Raw genomic sequence first — 14,880 nt, 5'->3', positions numbered from 1 at the left:
CGGGGCGAACCGCGCCATCCCGTTACATTAGCGCTTGCCCCCGCAAGAGCCGCGCACAATCAGCTCGGCGGGAATCAAAAACGAATCGAGTTTCTCGCCTTCCATCAGCTTTAATAAACTATCCACCAGCAATTCACCGGCAAGTTTGGTGTTTTGCTGTACGGTAGACAGCGGTGGGTGGGTGTAGGCCGCCATGGAAATATCGTCAAAACCCATAATGGCGACATCGTCGGGGATTGTCATGCCGGCTTCTTCTACCGCTTTCATGGCGCCAATTGCGATTAAGTCACTCGCACCAAATACTGCATCAAAACGCAAACCGCGCTCGTGTAACTGTAAGGCGGCCTGATAACCGGCATCTTCCGAGGTCTCGGCGTCTATTTGCAGTGCCGGATTCACAGCAATGCCGGCATCATTCAGCGCCTGGCAATAACCTTCGTAACGGCTTTTAAACTCGGGGCTACCCTCGCCAATACCGCCGACAAACGCAATATCGCGCCGCCCAAGGCTTAGCAAATGCTCAACCGCCTTGCGCCCACCGTTATAGTTATCACAGCCGATCGAGACCCCCGGTTGGCCGGGCAGCACTGGCCCCCAGGTAATATAGTGAGCATCTTGTTCGTCGAGATGATTGAGCTTTTTAACGTAGGTCGTGTAATCGCCATAGCCTAAAAAGATAATACCGTCGGCGCGGTTGGCGTCTTCGTAGTCGGCGTGCCAGTCTTCACTAAACTGCTGAAACGACACCAACAAGTCATAATTGCGATCGGCGGTAGCACTGATAATGCTAGCCACCATCGACAAAAAGAAGGGGTTAATTAAAGAGTCGCCCGTGCCGTGGTCTTCGTTGAGCAGCAGTGCCACAGTGCGGGTTTTTTGCGAGCGCAAGTTACGGGCGTTTTTATCGACTTTGTAATTCAGCTCTCGGGCAATTTCCTGCACCCGACGGCGAGTTTCTTCATTAACCAGGGGGCTATCTCTGAGCGCCCGTGAAACCGTCGCCTGAGACACTCCGGCGCGGTAGGCAATATCAAAAGAGGTGGGCTTACGATCGCTCATTAGGACTCTCTTCACATGTTATCGTTATAAAAGCATTCCAGCGATACTAGCGTAAATTGGCGCCGGCAACCACAACCGGCGCACGCCCTAAGCTCAGCCACGCTCGTCCAAGCGGCGCTTAAACTCGGTCATAATCACATCGTACAGCTCCAGACCTAAATATTTGTCCTCAACGGCGGAGTCAATGGAGGGGTTATCGTTGACCTCGATAATCGAAATATCATTGCCATTTTGCTTTAAGTCCACCCCGTAAAAGCCATTACCAATTAGCTTGCTAGCCGCCACCGCCGCTTTTAGCACCGGCTTGGGCACCTCAAAGGTGCCCATGGCGTCAAAGCCACCCGACGCCGTGCCCTTACTGGAGTGGTGATAAATTTGCCAGTGGTTCTTGGCCATAAAATAACGGCAGGCGTAAATTGGCTGGCCAGCCAGCACGCCAATGCGCCAATCGAACTCGGTATAAAGATAGCGCTGCGCCAACAGCAACGCGCTGTCTTTAAACATCTCTTGCATCACCGCAGCCAGCTCTTCGCGACTACCGGCTTTTTTTACACCCACCGAAAATGAACCATCGGGGATCTTAACCACTACCGGCAAACCCAGCTCGTCAATCAACGCTTGCTCGCTACCCATATCGGCACGGCTTAAAATGCGCGTTGGCGGCATAGGCAACTTATGGGTTTTTAACAACTGGGTTAAGTAGACTTTATTGGTACAGCGCAAAATTGAATCTGGGTCATCGATCACCACCAGCCCTTCGGCTTGCGCGCGGCGCGCAAACCGATAGGTAAAATGATTCACCGAGGTAGTGGCGCGAATAAACAGCGCATCGAACTCGCTTAACCGATTAATATCGCCCCGACCAATAGTCTCAGCCATAATGCCCTGCTTGGCGGCCGCCTTGATAAACCGCTTGATCGCGGTCGAGTTACTGGGCGGCATGGGCTCTTGGCTATCAACCAAAATCGCCAAATCGTATTTGTACTCTTTGCGGGCGCGGGGCTTGCGCCAAATCAACCGGCTAAAGCTGTCCAGTGCATTGGCAAACAGTGTTTGCTCGGCCTCTTGCAGCTGCCCTAAAGGCACCGTTTCCAGCGATTGAATCTGCCACCCGCTTTTCCGCTTAAAGCGTATGCGCAAAATCGGCGCGGCGATTTGCTCAAATAGCGCGCGCGCCAACTCAGCCAGTGGCTCAGCCTCGGTTTTACCAAAGCACACAAGCAGCGACACCGAATCACTCGTGCCGGCAATAGCGTTGAGTTTTTCGTCTATCTTTACATTAAGAGCCAGCACCTCTTGCCATTGGCGTCGCGATAAATCGCGCAGCGTCTTTACCGACGGCAGCACTTTGTGACCACGGGCTTCGGCCAGTAGCGAACAGTAGTAACCGGTCGAGAGGTAATCGTACTGGCGGCATAAATTAATCACCCGGCAGCGCTGGCGAGTATCGGCGTCGGCCAAATAATCACTGGCTAAAATCACATCGGCCGAAGGGTAAAGGCCGGTCCAGTCGGAGGCTTTTTCAACAATGATTTTCAATTGCGTCATGGGTCGTCTTGTCACCTTAAATAAGCGCAAAAAATCCATTGCGCAGCGGCGCAAGTGTGGCAAAATCGCGGCAATTGGCAAGCATTATTTTGCCTTACCATTGTAAAGGTTTGCACTATGTGAACCTGTCATTGAGATACCTATGACTTCGTCTGTTCGCCCCGCCCAACTGTCCGATTTAGACGCATTGGTCGCACTTGAGAACTCGAGCTTTAGCGGCGATCGTATTAGTCGGCGCAGCTTTAAGCATTTCTTGGATACCGAACAAAACCAGATCTTGGTGATCGACCAGCCGGTACAGGCCTATGTCCTGATCTTATTCCGTCGCGGCACCTCGCTAGCACGGATATACTCGCTCGCCGTTGCCCCGCAAACCCGCGGGCGGGGGCTGGCTCGCTCGTTAATGCAAGCCGCCGAGGTTTGCGCCCGGCAACGCGACGCACTTTTTTTGCGCTTAGAAGTCGCCGATACCAATGCCGCCGCTATCGGCTTGTACCACTCTTTAGGCTTTCGCCCCATCAAGCAGCTGGCCGGTTACTATGAAAACGGTGGCGATGCACTACAACTAGAAAAACGCCTAGAGCGCAGCACCCGTGCCAAAGCCAGTGCCAATTTTTACCCGCAAACCACCGAGTTCACCTGCGGCCCGGCGGCGGCTATTATGGCCATGCAAGAGATTCGCCCCTCCCATCACTACAGCCGCATCGATGAAATCAACCTCTGGCGCGAAGCAACCACCGTTTACATGACCCGCGGCCACGGCGGCTGCTCACCCCACGGACTAGCCTTAGCGCTGCACCAACGCGGCTTTGATGTTCGGTTATTACAGTCGAGCAGCCAAGTGGCGCTAATCGACAGTGTTCGCGGAGAACACAAAAAGGCGCTGGTCGAACTGATCCACAATGATCACGTCGCACGCTTGCAGCACGCCAAGATCCCCAGCGATGTGTGTGCGATCAATTCAAACGTGTTACGCCAACACATAGAGGCCGGCTACACAATTTTACTACTAATAAGCACTTGGCAACTAAACCGTAACAAAGCCCCGCACTGGGTTTGGCTGTCGGCCATGGATGAACACTTTGCCTATTTGCACGACCCAGACGTAGATGCCGCCGAGCACCGCAGTGCACTGGACAACGCCAACGTGCCCTTGGCGCTTGAGCAACTGAACCGCCTGCTGGGTTATGGCAAAAAAAGTTATCGCGCGGCGGTTTTGCTGCGAGAGCAGTGCTAACCCCCGAGCCCTGCATTTGTAAATCGCGCCCGCCTAAGGCGCGATTTTGTAAATTAGCCAATGAGCGACTCGGTTTGCACGATCGCGCGCTCCCCACCTCAGGTGAAACCAAGGCCAGACGTGCACCTTGCGGGAGATTGTCAGCTTGGATCGAAGTTTGCTATCTAAGTAGGAAGAAAGGGTGTTGATAAAGAGACGCTTAGGTCGCACACACCCGATTCTACTTAATTCTTGGCACACTAGGAGACCGTTATGAACACGATGCAATTAGAGGGCAATTGGCAAAAAATGAAAGGCGCTGCCCGCGAGCAATGGGGCAAACTGACAGATGATGACATTGAGCGTATCGTCGGAAAACGCGACAAATTAATCGGCGCGGTAAAGGAGCGCTATGGTATTACCCAGCAGGAGGCCGAGCGCGAAGTGAATGAATGGTCTACGCAATACGAACAATGAACGTAAGCGAAGCCCGTATGGGCAACGACGACCTTACGGGCACTATCGATTTAATCGAGGAGTCCGGCGAGGGTAAAAGCCTTAGCGTTGGCGAAATACTCGACAGCGTGAAAGACCGCGGTTTTGGGCCCCTGCTGTTGCTACCAGCGTTAATCACGCTGCTGCCCACAGGTGGCATTCCGGGAGTACCCACCATTTGTGCGATATTAATTGTACTTATCGCGGGGCAACTGTTGGCGGGCGCTCAAAAACCATGGATACCAAAGCGCTTGGCGCGAATCGAAGTCTCGCGTAATCGCTTCTCAAAACTGCTGAATAAATCTCGTCCGGTGACTCAGAGAATAGACCGTGCTATCAAACCGCGTTACAGTTTTATGACAGGCCAAGCCGGTAATCGAATCGTTGCGGTGATCGCTATTTTTTTAGCGCTGGCGCTAATTCCCTTAGAGCTGGTACCTTTTGCCGCCGCAATTCCTTCTAGCGTCTTGGTGCTTTTATCTTTAGGCTTGGTGGCACGAGACGGGCTCTTGATACTGATAGGCTTAATACTCAGCGCGATTGGCAGCGCGTGGTTATTATTTTACCTGCTGTAAATTAAGCCTCGTTGCTAAACACAGCTTATTAATAACCGGTTTTACGGGCGGGCAACCTAATTGTACGTGTACCACCAGCGTGGCTATGATTAGCTTAGACCTGATTAAATCGGGTGGCTCAGAAAACCTACCTCTCAAACACAAGGCTGTTTATTACCCACTACATGCGCCGAATGTATATACACTATGCATTCGCAGTAAATAGCCTAGACACACAATAAGGCCCACCACCGCGAGCCTTATTTTTAGCCAGGCAACATGTTTTTATCTAACAGTTAATTCTGCAAGCAGTAAATGGCAGCATAGCTGCACTTACATCAAACGCCCAGAATACTCACTCGCCGGCTTACTCGGCCGATCGGAGCCTACCGCACGATTAGGCACCTCGTTGATTTGACCACCGCCGGCTAAAAACGCCTCTATCTGCGCCTGCAATTCAGACCTTACACGCTCACGCGAGGCAATATTAAAATCTTCTTGTACCTGACCTTTAGCGTCATCGCTGGCGCTGACCTCATCGCTATCGTCTACGTCTATATCGTTGTCGTCGTCTAGCGTGCGGCTTTCATTTAGCTCGTATTGACTCGCCATAAATAACACCTCTCAAACCGTATGTCTTATCCATGCCAAAACAAAAAACACCCACAGCAACACTGTCAGCTCCCTTGATTAAGAAGACAGAATCACCTTGGTAAGACTGACTTTTATTCTATGGGGTTGTTGCCTTTATATCGCAACAAACGCTTTTGGTCACAGTTTTTTTTGCGTTTTTTTAGTTCAGTTTTTTATTAGAGACAAGACCGGTGTTCATTTTTGTTATTTACCTAAATGCCGTAAAAAGATATAGCGCCTTTGTGTTTCTGTTTTACCCAGCACGCGACACCCAGCGACCACGGCCGGACCTTTTTCACGGTATTTATCTGTTATGCTGGGAGCGAAACCGTTACACTGCACGGCTATCCGATTAAGGCTATAAACGAGGTTGGCTATGGCAAACCCGCGCGAACTCAAGTACTTCCCCGAGCTGACAGATCTTCCTGCTGCCGAGCAAGAGCGGCGCTTAGCCGCCGCCAAAGCGATCGCGTTTGGCCCAGACACGCGGCTTGAGCGCTGGCGCGGTAACCTGATTCAGTTTTTTTTGATGTTTGCCGGTTCGGCCGGATTTATGGCGCTGCTGGCACCTGCGCTTGAGTTGTCACAAGATACCGCTGCCATCATTATGCTGGTGGTAGTATTGCCAATGTTTTTTATCGTGCAGCAGCGGCGCTATCTGCGCCTGATTCGCCAGGCGTTACAGTCGCCTCAACCGTAAGCATCGAGCGTTAACGTGGCTCAGCTGTCCAGCCGAGCCAGATAAAAAAACAGCGGCCATTGGCCGCTGTTTTTTTATCTGCTTGTCCTGTAAAGAGTCAAGCTGGTTGTGTCTTACATCAACTCACAAAGCGTTAAATCGCTTCGCTGCCGGTCTCGCCGGTACGAATACGAATAATCTCTTCAAGCGGTGTAATAAAGATTTTACCGTCACCAATTTTACCGGTTTGCGCCGCTTTAGTGATCGCCTCTACCGCCTGATCGACCAGCGTATCATCCACCGCCAGTTCGATTTTAACTTTAGGTAAAAAATCAACCACGTATTCAGCACCACGGTACAGCTCAGTGTGGCCTTTCTGCCGACCAAAGCCTTTTACTTCGGTTACGGTCATACCCTGTACACCGACCTCAGACAGTCCTGTACGGACATCATCGAGTTTGAACGGTTTAACGACAGCAGTAATCAGTTTCATTATGGATTTCCTTCTTCGTCTTGGTCTCAGCCAGGTAGCTTGCTGTAGCGGTTTGAGGTTGTGCCCCACAAAGGAGCCACCAAATTCTATGGGTAAAGATACACGCAAGTCGCGGGAAAATCATCCATCCAAGCCAAACTTACCGACAATCTACTTCTGAGAGGACTTTTTAAGCCACTGCCCGGGGTAAACCCGGACAGCTAGCACCTGACACTCTTACTTAGAAGAGGTGAACTCAGGGTAGGCTTCCATACCACACTCAGCTAAGTCGACACCTTCGTATTCTTCTTCTTCGCTAACGCGCAGACCGATGATCACTTTAATGATGCTCCATACAATCAGGCTACAAACGAATACCCAGATGAAGATGGTCAAAGCACCCACGATCTGGCCCACAAAGGTAGAGCCATCGTTGGTTAAAGGCACGACCAGCAGGCCAAACAAACCAACCACACCGTGGACCGAAATCGCACCAACCGGGTCATCAATTTTAATTTTGTCCAAAGTGATGATTGAGAAGACCACGATGATACCGCCCACCGCGCCGATGATGGTGGCACCCAATGCGCTTGGGGTAGAAGGCTCAGCGGTAATAGCAACCAGGCCGGCCAACGCGCCATTCAGGGCCATGGTTAAGTCGGCTTTGCCGAACAAGATACGAGCAACGATCAGCGCAGCAACCAAACCACCTGCGGCGGCAGCGTTGGTGTTCAAAAACACCATGGCAACCGAGTTAGCATTGGCAATATCGCCCAGCTTTAGTACCGAGCCACCGTTGAAGCCGAACCAGCCCATCCACAGGATAAACGTACCCAAGGTAGCCAGCGGCAGGTTAGCACCGGTAATGGCGTGGATCTCACCGTTTTTACCGTACTTGCCCTTACGTGCACCCAGCAGGATAACGCCCGCCAAAGCAGCAGCAGCACCGGCCATGTGAACAATACCGGAGCCGGCAAAGTCAGAGAAACCCAGGTCGCCCAAGTTGTACATGCCAAATACATCAGCACCGTTCCAGGTCCAGCTACCTTCCATTGGGTAGATAAAGCCAGTCATAACAACAGCGAAAGCCAGGAATGCCCACAATTTCATACGCTCGGCAACTGCACCCGAGACGATAGACATCGCGGTAGCCACAAACACCACCTGGAAGAAGAAGTCAGAGGCACCGGAGTAAACCGAATCGCCATCAAAACCATTTTCAGCAGACGCTGCCAGTGCATCGGCCACCAGGGTTTCACCGCCCTGAATGCCCGACAAAAAGAAGCTGCCATCGTACATAATGGCGTAACCGCACACCAAGTACATAATGCACGAGATCGAAAACAGAGCGACGTTTTTGGTCAAAATCTCTGTGGTGTTTTTGGCGCGCACCAGGCCCGCCTCCAGCATGGAGAAGCCGGCGGCCATCCACATTACCAGTGCGCCACATACCAAGAAGTAAAAGGTATCGATGGCGTACTGCAACTGAAAAATTTGATTTTCCATTGCTTAATCCCCGTTTGTTGTAAAAATCTTCTTAACTGCTTAGAAGTCGTCTTAAATCGCTTGATCGCCGGTTTCGCTGGTGCGAATCCGAATAACTTGCTCGAGCGGCGAAACAAAAATCTTGCCATCGCCGATCTTGCCGCTGTTAGCAGCCTTGGTTATGGCCTCGACAACAGAATCCAAATCCGACTCTTTTACCGCGATCTCCACCTTGGTTTTAGGCAAAAAATCCACCACGTACTCGGCGCCGCGATACAGCTCTGAGTGACCTTTTTGACGACCAAAGCCTTTCACTTCGGTGACTGTCATACCGTGTACACCGATGTCGGAAAGCGCTTCGCGCACCACATCGAGCTTAAACGGCTTGATAATCGCTGTTACCAATTTCATTTATTGTGCTCCTAAAAAATCCCGCACCCGAAGGTGCGGGTAAACACTGGAAAGACGCTTGCCTGGCGGCCCAAACGACCACCAGATAAGTATGTAGACCCAATAAAGAGACTCCACGCCCTTTGCTGTGTACTCGATCACAACTTTGCACAGAGCAGGCCAATTAAAGAAAACCCTTTATTATCAGAAGCTTGACGTTCGTTTGTGGTAAAAACATACGATAAAGACCGTATCCCGCCCACACCAGCGCACCAAAATCGAGCCACCCACAAAATGCAGCGCACCATTTGTGCACTATTTTGTTTACCCTCCCAAAAACGACTCAATCTGCACCACAAAGGCGCGCCAGAAGCGAGCCAACCCGGCGCCTGCGGCCTTCAGGTCGCCCAATTCCACCTACTTGATTTTTGAGGGTGTACAATATGGAGCCAAAATCCTGTTGCGAGCGTTTAACATGTCAGATTTTACTCAGCGGATATTTAGCGAGCTGCAAAATGCCCTGCCCGGTGCCGACGCATTGCCCAGAGCACAATTACAAGCCGCGCTTGAATCGGTAGTGCGGCGCATGGATTTGGTCACCCGCGCCGACTTTGACGCTCAAGCAGCGGTGCTGGCTCGCACCCGGGCGCGCCTGGAAGCGCTTGAGGCCGAAGTCGCAAAGCTTGAACGCAACATTGACCCAAGCCCCTCACAGAGCTAGATTCCAAGCAACCCTAAGGATTTAAGGTTCGCTCGCAACGCAAGGATCGCTTATGTCACTCGCCATTGTTCACACCCGCGCCCAGCTCGGCGTCGAGGCCCCGCCGGTCACCGTTGAGGTGCACCTGTCCAATGGCTTGCCCTCTCTTGCGATTGTCGGCATGCCAGAAACGGCGGTTAAAGAAAGCAAAGACCGAGTGCGCAGCGCAATTTTAAACTCCCATCTTGAGTTTCCAGCGCGCCGCATTACCGTCAACCTAGCGCCCGCCGATTTGCCCAAAGAGGGCGGCCGTTACGACTTGGCCATCGCTATTGGCATTCTCGCCGCCTCCGAGCAAGTACCCAGCGAGCTTCTAAACGAGCTTGAACTAATAGGTGAGCTGGCGCTATCGGGCGCCGTGCGACCGGTAACCGGCACCCTGCCTGCGGCGTTAGCGGCCGGGCGCGACGGGCACCGCTTAATCGTCGCCAGCGAGAACGCCCCCGAAGCGGCCATGGCACGCAACACCACCATTTACAGCGCCGAGAATCTATTGCGGGTTTGTGCTCACCTGCACCGGCGCAGTGAGTTGCCCAACAGTGACTTTCCCGCCACCCCAGCGCGTCGCCCGCAACCAGAGCTAGCGGACGTCAAAGGACAACAGCAGGCAAAACGAGCGCTAGAGGTTGCCGCCAGCGGCGGCCATAATTTATTAATGTTTGGCCCGCCCGGCACCGGCAAGACCATGCTCGCCAGCCGCCTACCCGGTATCTTGCCCGCGATTGATGAGCGCGACGCACTGGAGGTGGCCGCGGTTTACTCGGTCTGTGGCGTCGAACATAGCCCGCTCTGGCTCGAGCGGCCATTTCGCGCGCCGCACCACACGGCCTCGGCGGCGGCTTTAGTCGGTGGCGGCACCCAACCGCGTCCCGGTGAGATCTCGCTGGCCCACGGCGGCGTATTATTTTTAGATGAACTGCCCGAGTTTCAGCGACAAGTGCTAGAAGTGCTGCGCGAGCCCATGGAAAGCGGCGAAATTCGTATCTCCCGCGCCCGCGCGCAAACCTGCTACCCGGCGCGCTTTCAGTTGATCGCCGCCATGAACCCATGTCCGTGCGGTTACTTTGGCGGCCGCAGCGCCGGCAACGACTCGCGCTGTCGCTGCACTAGCGAACAAATACAGCGCTATCGCAATAAGATCTCGGGGCCCATGCTTGACCGTATCGATCTGCACGTACCGGTGCACAACATTCCCCCCAGCGAGCTCAACAACGCACCCGCAGGCGAACCCAGCGCCACGGTCCAAGCGCGGGTCAGCCGTACGGTTAAACAACAGCAACAGCGGCAACAGAAGCTCAACGCGCACATGAACTCTAAAGATATCGAGCAATTTTGCCCATTGGCACAGGAGGATCAGCAATTTCTGGAGGCGGCGGTGATACGGCTGGGACTTTCGACTCGCTCGTATTACCGGGTCTTAAAAGTGGCCCGTACACTGGCCGATATGGCGCAGCAAGACGCCATTAGCCGACCTCAGCTGGCCGAAGCGCTTAGCTTTAGGGCACTGGACCGGGCGCCCTAAGGTTGATTTTTAGGCGCAGGCGCGCCCCCCACCAAATGTAGGGAGTGGATATTATCGAGCAGCTTGCGATAGGTTGCCGGTGCCCCCAGGTAATGCCCCTGCATCTGGTCGCAACCTTCATCCACCAGCCACTGCAGTTGCCGGGCAGACTCGACGCCATCAGCCACCACCACTTTCCCTAAATTGTGCGCCAGATTAATCATCGCCGCTACCAAGCGCCGCTCACTGCGCCGGCGGAGTAAGTCGGCCATAAATTGTGAATCGATTTTAAGCGCGGCAATCGGCAAGCGCTGCAGGTGCAAAAACGACGAGCTACCAGTACCAAAGTCATCCAGGGTAAAGGTCACGCCAAAATAAGACAGGGGTCGCATACACAGGCTGACCATCTCGATGTTTTCCATCAACGCGGTCTCGGTCAGCTCAAACTCAATACATTTCGGGTTAACGCCGGTTTCGGCAAAAATATTGGCCATCGTTTGCACCATAGCGTCGTCGCGAAACTGCCGCGCCGACAGCCTTACCGCCATTTTCAGCTCGATACCGCCGTCGCGCTTTAATCGCTGTAAATCATCGCAGGCTTGGCGCACCGCCCAATAGCCGATGGCAAAAATAAGCCCGGTGTCCTCGGCGATCGAGATAAAATTGGGCGCGCTTAAAATCCCTTTTTGCGGGTGGTTCCAACGCAGCAGCGCCTCTAGCGCTACCACTTTGCCGCTACTAACGGCAAAACGCGGTTGATACTCTAAGTAAAGCTCGCGATTCTCCACCGCGCGGCGCAAGTCCTCTTCTAAGCTCAAGCGATAGCGCACATCGCGGTTCATCTCTTCGGTAAAAAAGCGGAAGTTGCTGCCCTCAAGCTGTTTGGCTTGGTACATGGCTAAATCGGCACTTTTTAGTAAGGCGTCGGCGCTGCGGCCAGCCTCGGGGAAAGATGCCACCCCGACACTACAGCCGACGGACAACTGATAACCGTTGATTTCATAGGGCGTGGTTATCTGCTCAATAATTTTTACCGCCAAGTGGGCGATATTGGACGAACTTTCGACATTCAACAGCAGCAGGGTAAATTCATCTCCGCCCATGCGCGCCATCGAGTCGCTGCGCCGCAGCAGCTTTTGCAGACGCTCGGCGCACAAGCGAATCAGGCTATCGCCGATGTCGTGACCATAGCGGTCGTTCACTACTTTAAAATCGTCCAAATCAATAAACATTAAGGCGAAACGAGCGCGATCGCGGGCGGCCACCCGAATAGCATTTTCAAGCCGGTCGCGAAACAGCACACGGTTGGGGATATCAGTCAGGGGGTCGTGGTGGGCCAGGCGGGCCAAGTTTTGCTCGGTGCGCTTGCGCTCGATGGCGTAGCGCAAAGAGCGCTCCAGCAGCACCGCACTGATATTGTCGAGGGCTAAATAGTCGGCGGCACCACTGGGAATGGCCTCGCGATCGAGCACCAGATCCATCGTATGCGACAAAGCCACTACCGGTACGGAGCAAAATTGATTTTTTACGGCTGCCAGTAAATCGCGCGCTACGGTGGGCTGATCGGCAACCAGCAGCAAGCCTGCGGCAAAATCACCACTTAATAAGGTCGCCAACCCATCTTCTTCTATATGGCCTGCCATTAATTGGTAGCAGCCGGGCGCAGCTTCCTCCAACCACCGGCCTAGGTGCTCGACGAGGCCGTCCTCGTCGCCCAGCAGCAGTACTCGGGTACAGCTTGTCATTGGTATTCCCTGCTCACCGTCAAATTCCGTCTTAATTAGCCTTGGTCACCGTCGTTAGCGGCTCTGGGCTTTATTATTAAATAGGTTACACAAACAATATGGTAGTTTTAGTATGGCGCATTTAGCGCCTAAATCAACATAACCAAACTAATTTGCAAACATACACCATTCGCGCACTTTTTGCACAGTTCTCGTCTGAACTTTACGTTTAATCTCGCTCGCGGCATTGCTACAATGGCGCGCTCTGTTGTCATCCCGCCACCTGCTAGTAATGAGGCCCTGTGACCCGACTCAACCCCCGCCAACGCGAAGCCGTACTCTACGTTGATGGCCCCTGTTTGGTACTCGCTGGGGCCGGCAGCGGCAAAACGTCGGTTATTACGCGCAAAATCGCTTATCTAATCGAAAAGTGCGATATGCCCGCGCGACACATTGCCGCCCTAACCTTTACCAACAAAGCTGCGCGGGAGATGAAAGAGCGGGTTGGCGGGCTGGTAAAAGGCAGTGCCGCACGGGGGTTAACCGTCTCGACCTTTCATAACTTAGGGCTCAACATTATCCGCCGCGAGGCCAAAGCCCTCGGTTTTAAGCCGGGGTTTTCGATCTTCGACGCCGAAGACGCCCGCTCGCTCTTGAAAGAGCTAATGATGAAAGACGGCGAGATGGATAACGACCACCTCAATATGGTGCAAAGCCAAATCTCCAACTGGAAAAACGACCTCACCACCCCAGAAACGGCGGAGGAGCTGGCCCAAAGCCCAGCCGAACTGACCATGGTGCGTATTTACGAGCGCTACAACCAAGCGTTGCGCGCCTATAACGCGGTGGATTTTGACGATCTAATTCTGGTACCGGTGCATTTATTTAACACCAATCCCGAAGTGCTGGCCCGCTGGCAGCGCAAAATTCAGTACTTACTGGTGGATGAATACCAAGACACGAACTCCAGCCAATACTTATTGGTTAAACAGCTAGTAGGTGGCCGCAATGCGCTGACGGTGGTGGGCGACGACGACCAATCTATTTACGCATGGCGCGGCGCACGACCCGAAAACCTGGTGCTGTTAAAAGAAGACTTTCCCAGTCTGCACTTAATTAAGCTGGAGCAAAACTACCGCTCTACCAGCCGGATCTTGCGGGTGGCCAACCACCTGATTGCCCACAACCCGCACGAATACGACAAAGCTCTGTGGAGTGAGATGGGCCTGGGCGACGAGATTCGTGTAGTGAAGTGCGCCAGTGAAGACGCCGAGTCCGAGCGCGTCGCCACCGAGATTTTAGCCAACAAGCTGCGTCGGGGCGGCAAGTTCAGCGACTACGCCATTTTGTACCGAGGCAACCATCAGGGCCGGCTGCTGGAGATGAAGCTACAGCAGCACCAAATTCCCTACAAAATCAGCGGTGGCTCGTCGTTTTTTGGCAAAACCGAGATCAAAGACGTGATGTCGTACCTGCGGTTGCTGGTCAACCCGGACGACGACAACGCCTTTTTACGTATTATTAACACCCCGCGTCGGCAGATTGGCACCAGCACCCTAGAAGCACTGGGACGCTTTGCCAGCGAGCGCCATTTAAGCTTGTTTGCCGCCGCTGACGACATCGCCCTACAGCGCCACGTTCCCAAACAAAACCTAGAGAGGTTACGCCTGTTTAGCGATTGGGTTGCCCGGGTGGTTGAGCGCTGTAACGGTCCCGAACCCGTAGCGGGCATTGAGCAAATGCTGGAGGACATCGGCTACGAGGCCTGGTTGCATCAAAACTCCTCCAGCGCCAAAGCCGCCGAAAAACGTATGGATAACGTCCGCTATCTAACCGACTCCATTCGCAAAATGCTCGAGCGGGACGATGACGGCGAGCCTCTGACCATCGACGATGCCATCAGCAAGCTAGTGCTGCGAGACATGCTAGAGCGCCAAGAAGAAGAAGAGACCCTCGATCAAGTGCAATTAATGACTTTGCACGCCTCCAAGGGCTTGGAGTTTCCCCATGTTTATTTAGTTGGCATGGAAGAAGACCTGCTGCCCCATCGCAACAGCATTGAAACCGACAACATAGAAGAAGAGCGACGCTTGGCCTATGTGGGTATCACCCGCGCCCAGCGCACTATGACCCTGACACTGGCCGGTAAACGCAAGCAGTACGGCGATATTAACGAGACCACGCCCAGTCGTTTTATCGACGAGCTGCCACAAGAAGATATTGTGTTTGAAGGCTTTACCCCCGCCACGGCCGAGCAGGTAAAAGCCACTGGTGAGCAGACTATCTCTAGCTTGCTAAATATGTTTGATTGAAGGGTACGGGGTACGGGGTACGGGGTACGGGGTACGGGGTACGGGGTACGGG

At 53.4% G+C, this 14,880-nt stretch carries 14 protein-coding genes; 7 read left to right on the top strand and 7 right to left on the bottom strand.

The features are described 5' to 3' along the window. Positions 1-27: 27 nt before the first annotated feature. On the bottom strand, positions 28-1,059 hold the full coding sequence (locus AACY82_RS11585) for a LacI family DNA-binding transcriptional regulator (RefSeq protein ID WP_339616981.1): 1,032 nt from the start codon (positions 1,057-1,059) through the stop codon (positions 28-30). 93 nt (positions 1,060-1,152) lie between these two features. After that, entirely contained in the window at positions 1,153-2,607 is a 1,455-nt protein-coding gene (locus tag AACY82_RS11580) for a RimK family protein (RefSeq protein WP_339616980.1), read from the bottom strand. Positions 2,608-2,749: 142 nt separating this feature from the next. Between AACY82_RS11580 and AACY82_RS11575 the strand changes: the two genes are divergently transcribed. From AACY82_RS11575 to AACY82_RS11565, 3 genes are all read left to right on the top strand, one after another. Further along, on the top strand, positions 2,750-3,844 hold the full coding sequence (locus AACY82_RS11575; protein WP_339616979.1) for a GNAT family N-acetyltransferase/peptidase C39 family protein: 1,095 nt from the start codon (positions 2,750-2,752) through the stop codon (positions 3,842-3,844). Positions 3,845-4,096: 252 nt separating this feature from the next. Further along, positions 4,097-4,300 carry a CsbD family protein gene (locus tag AACY82_RS11570; RefSeq protein WP_339616978.1) on the top strand — a complete coding sequence of 68 codons (204 nt, stop codon included), beginning with the start codon at positions 4,097-4,099 and terminating at the stop codon, positions 4,298-4,300. Then, a complete protein-coding gene (locus AACY82_RS11565; RefSeq protein WP_339616977.1) occupies positions 4,297-4,893 on the top strand; it encodes an exopolysaccharide biosynthesis protein in 597 nt (198 codons plus the stop codon). Before AACY82_RS11570 ends, AACY82_RS11565 begins: the two co-directional genes overlap by 4 nt. A gap of 312 nt (positions 4,894-5,205) precedes the next feature. Here AACY82_RS11565 and AACY82_RS11560 read toward each other — a convergent pair whose 3' ends face one another. Beyond that, on the bottom strand, positions 5,206-5,484 hold the full coding sequence (locus tag AACY82_RS11560; RefSeq protein ID WP_339616976.1) for a hypothetical protein: 279 nt from the start codon (positions 5,482-5,484) through the stop codon (positions 5,206-5,208). A gap of 397 nt (positions 5,485-5,881) precedes the next feature. Between AACY82_RS11560 and AACY82_RS11555 the strand changes: the two genes are divergently transcribed. Further along, positions 5,882-6,205 carry a hypothetical protein gene (locus AACY82_RS11555; protein WP_339616975.1) on the top strand — a complete coding sequence of 108 codons (324 nt, stop codon included), beginning with the start codon at positions 5,882-5,884 and terminating at the stop codon, positions 6,203-6,205. A gap of 133 nt (positions 6,206-6,338) precedes the next feature. Here the strand turns inward: AACY82_RS11555 and AACY82_RS11550 are convergent, their stop codons facing one another. The 3 genes from AACY82_RS11550 to AACY82_RS11540 form a co-directional block, all read right to left on the bottom strand. Next, positions 6,339-6,677, bottom strand: a complete 339-nt coding sequence (locus AACY82_RS11550) for a P-II family nitrogen regulator (protein ID WP_339616974.1) — start codon at positions 6,675-6,677, stop codon at positions 6,339-6,341. A gap of 216 nt (positions 6,678-6,893) precedes the next feature. After that, positions 6,894-8,162, bottom strand: coding sequence for an ammonium transporter (locus tag AACY82_RS11545; protein WP_339616973.1), 1,269 nt, complete (start codon positions 8,160-8,162; stop codon positions 6,894-6,896). 51 nt (positions 8,163-8,213) lie between these two features. Next, positions 8,214-8,552 (bottom strand): P-II family nitrogen regulator, encoded by a 339-nt coding sequence (locus AACY82_RS11540; protein WP_339616972.1) that lies wholly within the window; start codon positions 8,550-8,552, stop codon positions 8,214-8,216. Positions 8,553-9,006: 454 nt separating this feature from the next. Here AACY82_RS11540 and AACY82_RS11535 point away from each other — a divergent pair, with 454 nt between their 5' ends. After that, complete coding sequence (locus tag AACY82_RS11535; RefSeq protein ID WP_339616971.1) at positions 9,007-9,252, top strand: accessory factor UbiK family protein; 246 nt, start codon at positions 9,007-9,009, stop codon at positions 9,250-9,252. Between the two features lie 52 nt (positions 9,253-9,304). Continuing rightward, positions 9,305-10,813, top strand: a complete 1,509-nt coding sequence (locus tag AACY82_RS11530) for a YifB family Mg chelatase-like AAA ATPase (RefSeq protein ID WP_339616970.1) — start codon at positions 9,305-9,307, stop codon at positions 10,811-10,813. On the opposite strand, the gene AACY82_RS11525 is transcribed toward AACY82_RS11530, so the two are convergent. Next, positions 10,810-12,537: an EAL domain-containing protein gene (locus AACY82_RS11525; protein ID WP_339616969.1), complete on the bottom strand. Its 1,728-nt coding sequence runs from the start codon at positions 12,535-12,537 to the stop codon at positions 10,810-10,812. The two genes, AACY82_RS11530 and AACY82_RS11525, sit on opposite strands and share 4 nt — an antisense overlap. Positions 12,538-12,818: 281 nt before the next feature. Between AACY82_RS11525 and rep the strand changes: the two genes are divergently transcribed. Beyond that, complete coding sequence (rep, locus tag AACY82_RS11520) at positions 12,819-14,828, top strand: DNA helicase Rep (protein ID WP_339616968.1); 2,010 nt, start codon at positions 12,819-12,821, stop codon at positions 14,826-14,828. Positions 14,829-14,880: the final 52 nt, after the last annotated feature.

Origin of the sequence: uncultured Gilvimarinus sp. (genome assembly GCF_963972205.1) — a bacterium.
Taxonomy (GTDB): Bacteria; Pseudomonadota; Gammaproteobacteria; order Pseudomonadales; family Cellvibrionaceae; genus Gilvimarinus; species Gilvimarinus japonicus.
This window is presented reverse-complemented; position numbering and strand designations above follow the sequence as displayed.